Below are 5222 nucleotides of genomic sequence, written 5' to 3'. Positions count from 1 at the left end.
GTCGTCACAAACCTCGATGATCACCGGTGGCCTCTTGCGTGCCTGGACCGGCTCCACCTCAACGTCGCATCTCAACCATGACCCATCAGATCAAAATGATCACTAAAGTCCGGCTGGAGTACTAGGAGACCTGGGCGGGGACGGAGAGGTAGAAGTAGCCTAGGCCCATGTGGTCCGAGCGGATGGTCGCGTCCAGATCGATCTCGTAGCCCGGGAGCAGGTCGAGGACGGCCTCGACCTCCAACCGCAGGATCATCCGTGCCAGGTGCAGACCGAGGCAGCGGTGCACGCCCCATCCAAAGGCGACGCTCTTGGCCCGGTTGCGGCTCAGGTCGACGTTCTCGGGTTCCGGGAAGGCACTCGGGTCGTGGTTGGCGGCCATGTTGACGAAGAGGGCCCAGTCGCCCTTCTTCATCGACACGCCACCGAAGTCGGTGTCCCCGGTGACGACCCGCGCGTGCGCCGCGGCGGGGGAGTAGATGCGGATGATCTCCTCGATCGCCTGCGGGATCAGACCGCGGTTCTCGTCGAGCTGCTTCTTGACCTCGGGGTGGCGCTCCATGTGCACCAGCAGGGAGGAGAGCGCGCCGCTGGTGGTGTGGAAGCCGGCGAGGATTAGCAGCACGACCATGTCGGCGAGTTCCTCGTCCGTCAGCTGCTTGCCGTCGATGATCGGATCATTGGCGAGGACCGACATGAGATCGTCGCGGCGGGTGGCTCGCCGGTCGTTGGCCTCGCGGAGGATCTGCTCGCGGAACCACACGTTGCGCTGCGCGTTCTGGTCCTTGACCACAGGGTCGGGGTTCGCCTGGTTGCGGAGCGACTCGGTCATGACGTTCAGCAGCTCAAGGCGCTGGCCAGTGTCCCAGCCGAGGATGCCGAGGGTGACCGCGCCGGGGGAGACGTTGGCGAGGTCGGAAACGAAGTCCCAGCTACCCCTGTCGCGCAGACCGCGGACGATGTCCTCGACCATCGCCTTGATCTCCGACTCGCGGCGGGAGAGCTCGACCTTGCTGTACCACTCGTTGAGAACCTTGCGGTAGATCGCGTGCTCCGGCGGGTCGAAGGCCACTGGGATGTGCCGGGCGCCGAACGGGCTGACCGGGATGGCCGGGCCGGCCGTCGAGGAGAACGTCCGGAAGTCCGCCAGCCCGTCGACCACGTTCTTGTGGTCAGTGACGACCCAGAAGCCGCTGTGCGCGGTCGACCAGGCCACCGGGGCGGCCTCGCGAAGCTCGTCGAGGGCCTCGAAGGGCCGCACGGCGAACTCCGCCGAGTGGTGATCGAAATCGGTGACGACGACGTCTGATGGCGTACTCATGGAGATCCTCACCACTGGGTGACCGTAAGGCAAGCTTGTACACGACTATGGCAACACAAGGTTTGAGCGTCAACGTGCCTGTGTTCGGGTAGTTTTGGTGCCCTTGCAAGATACGCTAGTCGTGTTAGGCTAACAAGTTACATAGCTGCTCCGGGGTGCCGTGGGTTCGTTCGCGCGGCGATCCTGGCGCCGCCACCGACCACGGAGGGCGCGCCACCTGATGACGTTCGTGATCTCGAAGGGCTGCTGCAACGACGGCTCCTGCGTCACCGTCTGCCCTGTCCAGTGCATCCGGCCGCGGCCCGGGGACCCGGATTTCACCACCACCGAGCAGCTCTACATCGACCCCGCGACCTGCATCGACTGCGGGGCGTGCGTCGACGAGTGCCCGGTCGAGGCGGTCCACTCGGACTGGGAACTGCCCGACGGGCTCTCGGAGTACCTCGCGATCAACGCCGAGTACTTCGAGGCGAACCCGCTGGTCGGGGTCGGCTCGCTGTCGTTCACACGTCGGGCGCTGCCGGCGCGTAAGGCCGAGCTACGCGTCGCCGTGGTGGGCACCGGACCGGCTGCCTTTTATGCGGCTGGCGTGCTCAGTGACATCAACGGTGTCTCTGTGACGATGCTTGAGCGGCTGCCGACGCCGTTCGGGCTGGTGCGGGCCGGGGTCGCGCCTGACCATCCGAACACTCGGAAGATGGCTGACCGGTTCGCGGGGGTTCTCGCGCGCCCCGACGTCTCGTGCTTCCTGAACGTCGAGGTCGGACGCGATGTGACGATCGAGGAGCTGCTCGCGCATCACCACGCGGTGCTCTGGGCCGGTGGGGCGCCCGATGACCGGAAGCTCGGGATCCAGGGCGAGTCACTGGCTGGCGTGCACGCTGCCCGGGCGTTCGTGGCCTGGTACAACGGCCATCCCGAGCATGCTGGGGAAGCTTTTGACCTTGATGGCGACCGGGTCGTGGTGATCGGCAACGGCAATGTGGCCCTGGATGTCGCTCGGGTGCTGCTGCGACCGGCCTCGGATCTCGCGACCACCGACATGGCCCAGCACGCGCTCAACGCACTGACCGCGAGCAAGGTGACCGAGGTGGTCGTCGTGGGACGGCGCGGCCCGGAGCACGCGGCGTACTCGCAGGGCGAACTGCTCGCGCTCGACCAGGTCGAAGGGTTGACCCTGCTCGCCGAACCGGGCGAGGTCAGGGAGCGCGGCGAAGCTGTCGCCCACGGTGAGGTTGGCGAGGGCGGCGAAGCTGGCGAGGTTGGTGAGCGCGTCGGCCGTGCGGGGGGCCGCAAGCAAGAGGTGCTGCTGCGGGCGGCCGGCCGCGCCGGAGCCGAGGGGAAGGCGATCCGGTTCCGGTTCGGGCTGGAGCCGATCGCGATCGAAGGCGATGGCCGGGTGGAGGCGATCAGCTTCCGGGCGAGTGACGGCACCACCGAACGGATCGAGACCTCGATGGTGCTGCGCGCGATCGGCTACCGGGGCACCCGCGTCGACGGGCTGCCCTTCGACGAGGCCACCGCGACCCTTCCGAACGAGGCCGGCCGGGTCGTCGACCCATCAAGCGACGAGCCCATCGACGGCGTCTACTGCTCGGGATGGATCAAGCGAGGACCGCGCGGGATCATCGGTAGCAACAAACTGGACGCCGAGGAGACCGTCGACAGCATCCTGCGGGACTTCGGGATGGACAGGCTCCAGGACCCGCCGCACGCGCCCGGAGAGTTCGAGGACCTGCTCCGCGACCGGGTCGAGCACCTGTTGGACAAGGCGGCGTGGAACAGGATCGATCTGGAGGAGAAGCGCCGAGGCCGCGAGAACTCCCGCCCCCGCCAGAAGCTGGTAACGATCGAGGACCTCCTAGCCGCATCCCAACAAGCGAGATGAGGTGGGCCCCGTTCTTCGGACAGTGATCCCACGGCAGGTGCGGGCGGCCCCGCCGCCCGCTATGGTGTGCGTCCTCGAAGCCAGCCCAGTGCCTCGGGCTGAGTCACGGGTTGTCGAGGTGCATGGAGGACTGATGGACCATGCACCGTCCAGCTCCTGCGCGCTTTGCCGCGTACATCGCGATGTCTGAAGCATTGAGCAGCCGGTCGGGATCGGCGAGGTCCGCGCAGGAGATCGCCACTCCGGCGCTCGCTGAGACGCGCACGGTCGCGTCCGGGAGCGCTACCGGCACCTGAATCGCTCTGAGCACGCGCTGGGCCAGCCTTTCGACGACCGCTGGCGAACCGACCCGCTCGCAGAGAACGGCGAACTCGTCCCCGGCGAGGCGAGCGACCACGTCGCCGGGTCGTACAGTCGCCCGGAGGCGGCGGGCGATCTCGCGGAGCAGCTCGTCTCCGGCCTGGTGGCCGTAGGTGTCGTTGACGGTCTTGAAGCCGTCGAGATCGATGAAGACCACGCCCGTGCGGTGCAGCTTGAGGTTGTGGGTCAGCCGATCCAGCAGCCATGAGCGGTTGGGCAGGTCGGTGAGGCCGTCGTGCGTCGAGCGGTAGCGGATCTCCCGTTCGGAGGCGAAGCGCGCCGCGGCGGAGCCGAGCACGCTCGCGACAGCGGCGACGAACTGTTCGTCACGCTTGCTGAACGGCTGCGCGTCGGGTCCCGAGCGGTGCACGGTGATCACGGCAGTCGAGGCGCCAGGCAAGCCGACCGGCGCCGCCAGTATCTGCTGGCCTTCCGGCGTGGCCGACGCATGGGTGGTTGCGTGACCGATGTCGATCGCGCTGGACACAACCCTCGAGACCACCGCGTCGGGCAGCGGGGGCCCGACGCCGACCGAGGGTTGCGGACTGTGTGCGTCGGCCGACCTGAAGTCGACTTCGTGGAGCGTCGCCGCAGCACTGAGCTGCTTGGCCAGCACGGCGGTTGCGTGCTGCCAGAGGTCGGCCGCTTCAGGCGTGACCAACGCCTGCTCCGCCAGGCTTGCGAGCTGGGCCTGGCCGGAGAGGGCGAGTTCCCGTTCCGTCACGTCGGTGCTGAGAGCGGCGACCAGCTGTACCCGGCCGGCCGCGTCAGTGATCGGAATCATGTGAAGGTCGAAGCGACGTCCGTATTCCCGGACAAGCTTCGAGCCCGGCGAGCTGCCTTCGAAGGCGGCGTCGAGCATCGCGAGCGACTCCTTGTGATCCGCGAAGGCTTCGAAGACGGACGTCTTCTCGGCATCGAGGATGTCCTCGATTTCCTGCGGGGTGCGCCCGCTTGCGCTGAACGCGAGGCGACCTGAGCGGTCGATCAGAACCATCGACACCGGGCTGTGGTCCAGGACAAGCCGTAGGTAACTGGCGATCCGCTCCCGGTCGGTCACGTTCTCCAACCGACTCACCAGGAAGGGTCCGTCGCCTCCGAACAGCTCGCCGAACTCGTGGGTCAACGTGGATGAGACCTGGACGTGCACGACTTCGCCGTCCGGTCGGGCGAATCCTATGCGAAACGGCGGAAAACGTTCACCAGAGCCACTTGGGCCATGTTTGATGATTCTGCGCTCGTATCTGGCGAACAGCTCGAAGTCCGGCTGGGAGAACAGGCGGCGCCAGGATCGGCCGATCATCTCCTCCGCCGTGCGGCCCAGGATGCCGCACGCCGCAGCATTGACGTGTAGCACGGTCCTGCTGTGGGCACCAGTGATGATGATGCCCACCTGCAGATCGTCGATTAGGCTTTCGCTGTAGTCCATGATGATCTCTGACGGTTGTTGTCTGGTCCTGTCATCCTCCGTTCGTCGGAAGACATGCATCGGGACCTACCCCGTCAGACCTTGAACAACCGGGGGTTACAGATCTTGAATGGTCGGGGTCTGGCTACGGCGGTTCCGGGTCGATGATCAGCTCGGTCTGGCCGAGGAAGCCGGCGATCAGGTCGGGCCGGTACTGAACGCGCTTGAGCAGGGTCTTGATCGTG

General features: G+C 66.7%; 3 protein-coding genes. 1 reads left to right on the top strand and 2 read right to left on the bottom strand.

The features are described from left to right. Window positions 1-121 precede the first annotated feature (121 nt). Entirely contained in the window at window positions 122-1321 is a 1200-nt protein-coding gene (locus tag AB1460_RS35505) for a cytochrome P450 (RefSeq protein WP_368966801.1), read from the bottom strand. 220 nt (window positions 1322-1541) lie between these two features. Here AB1460_RS35505 and AB1460_RS35500 point away from each other — a divergent pair, with 220 nt between their 5' ends. Next, the gene (locus AB1460_RS35500; RefSeq protein ID WP_368966799.1) at window positions 1542-3209 is read left to right on the top strand and encodes an FAD-dependent oxidoreductase; all 1668 of its coding nucleotides are present in this window, start codon (window positions 1542-1544) and stop codon (window positions 3207-3209) included. 103 nt (window positions 3210-3312) lie between these two features. Here the strand turns inward: AB1460_RS35500 and AB1460_RS35495 are convergent, their stop codons facing one another. After that, on the bottom strand, window positions 3313-4998 hold the full coding sequence (locus tag AB1460_RS35495; protein WP_368966797.1) for a bifunctional diguanylate cyclase/phosphodiesterase: 1686 nt from the start codon (window positions 4996-4998) through the stop codon (window positions 3313-3315). Between the last annotated feature and the right edge of the window lie 224 nt (window positions 4999-5222).

The sequence above is a fragment of the Parafrankia sp. FMc2 genome (assembly GCF_041008525.1).
Taxonomy (GTDB): Bacteria; Actinomycetota; Actinomycetes; order Frankiales; family Frankiaceae; genus Parafrankia.
This window is presented reverse-complemented; position numbering and strand designations above follow the sequence as displayed.

Bases quoted from the DNA above. Each gene is read 5' to 3' on its own strand.
- AB1460_RS35505 (WP_368966801.1), bottom strand. From the start codon at position 1,321: ATGAGTACGCCATCAGACGTCGTCGTCACCGATTTCGATCACCACTCG.
- AB1460_RS35500 (WP_368966799.1), top strand. From the start codon at position 1,542: ATGACGTTCGTGATCTCGAAGGGCTGCTGCAACGACGGCTCCTGCGTC.
- AB1460_RS35495 (WP_368966797.1), bottom strand. From the start codon at position 4,998: ATGGACTACAGCGAAAGCCTAATCGACGATCTGCAGGTGGGCATCATC.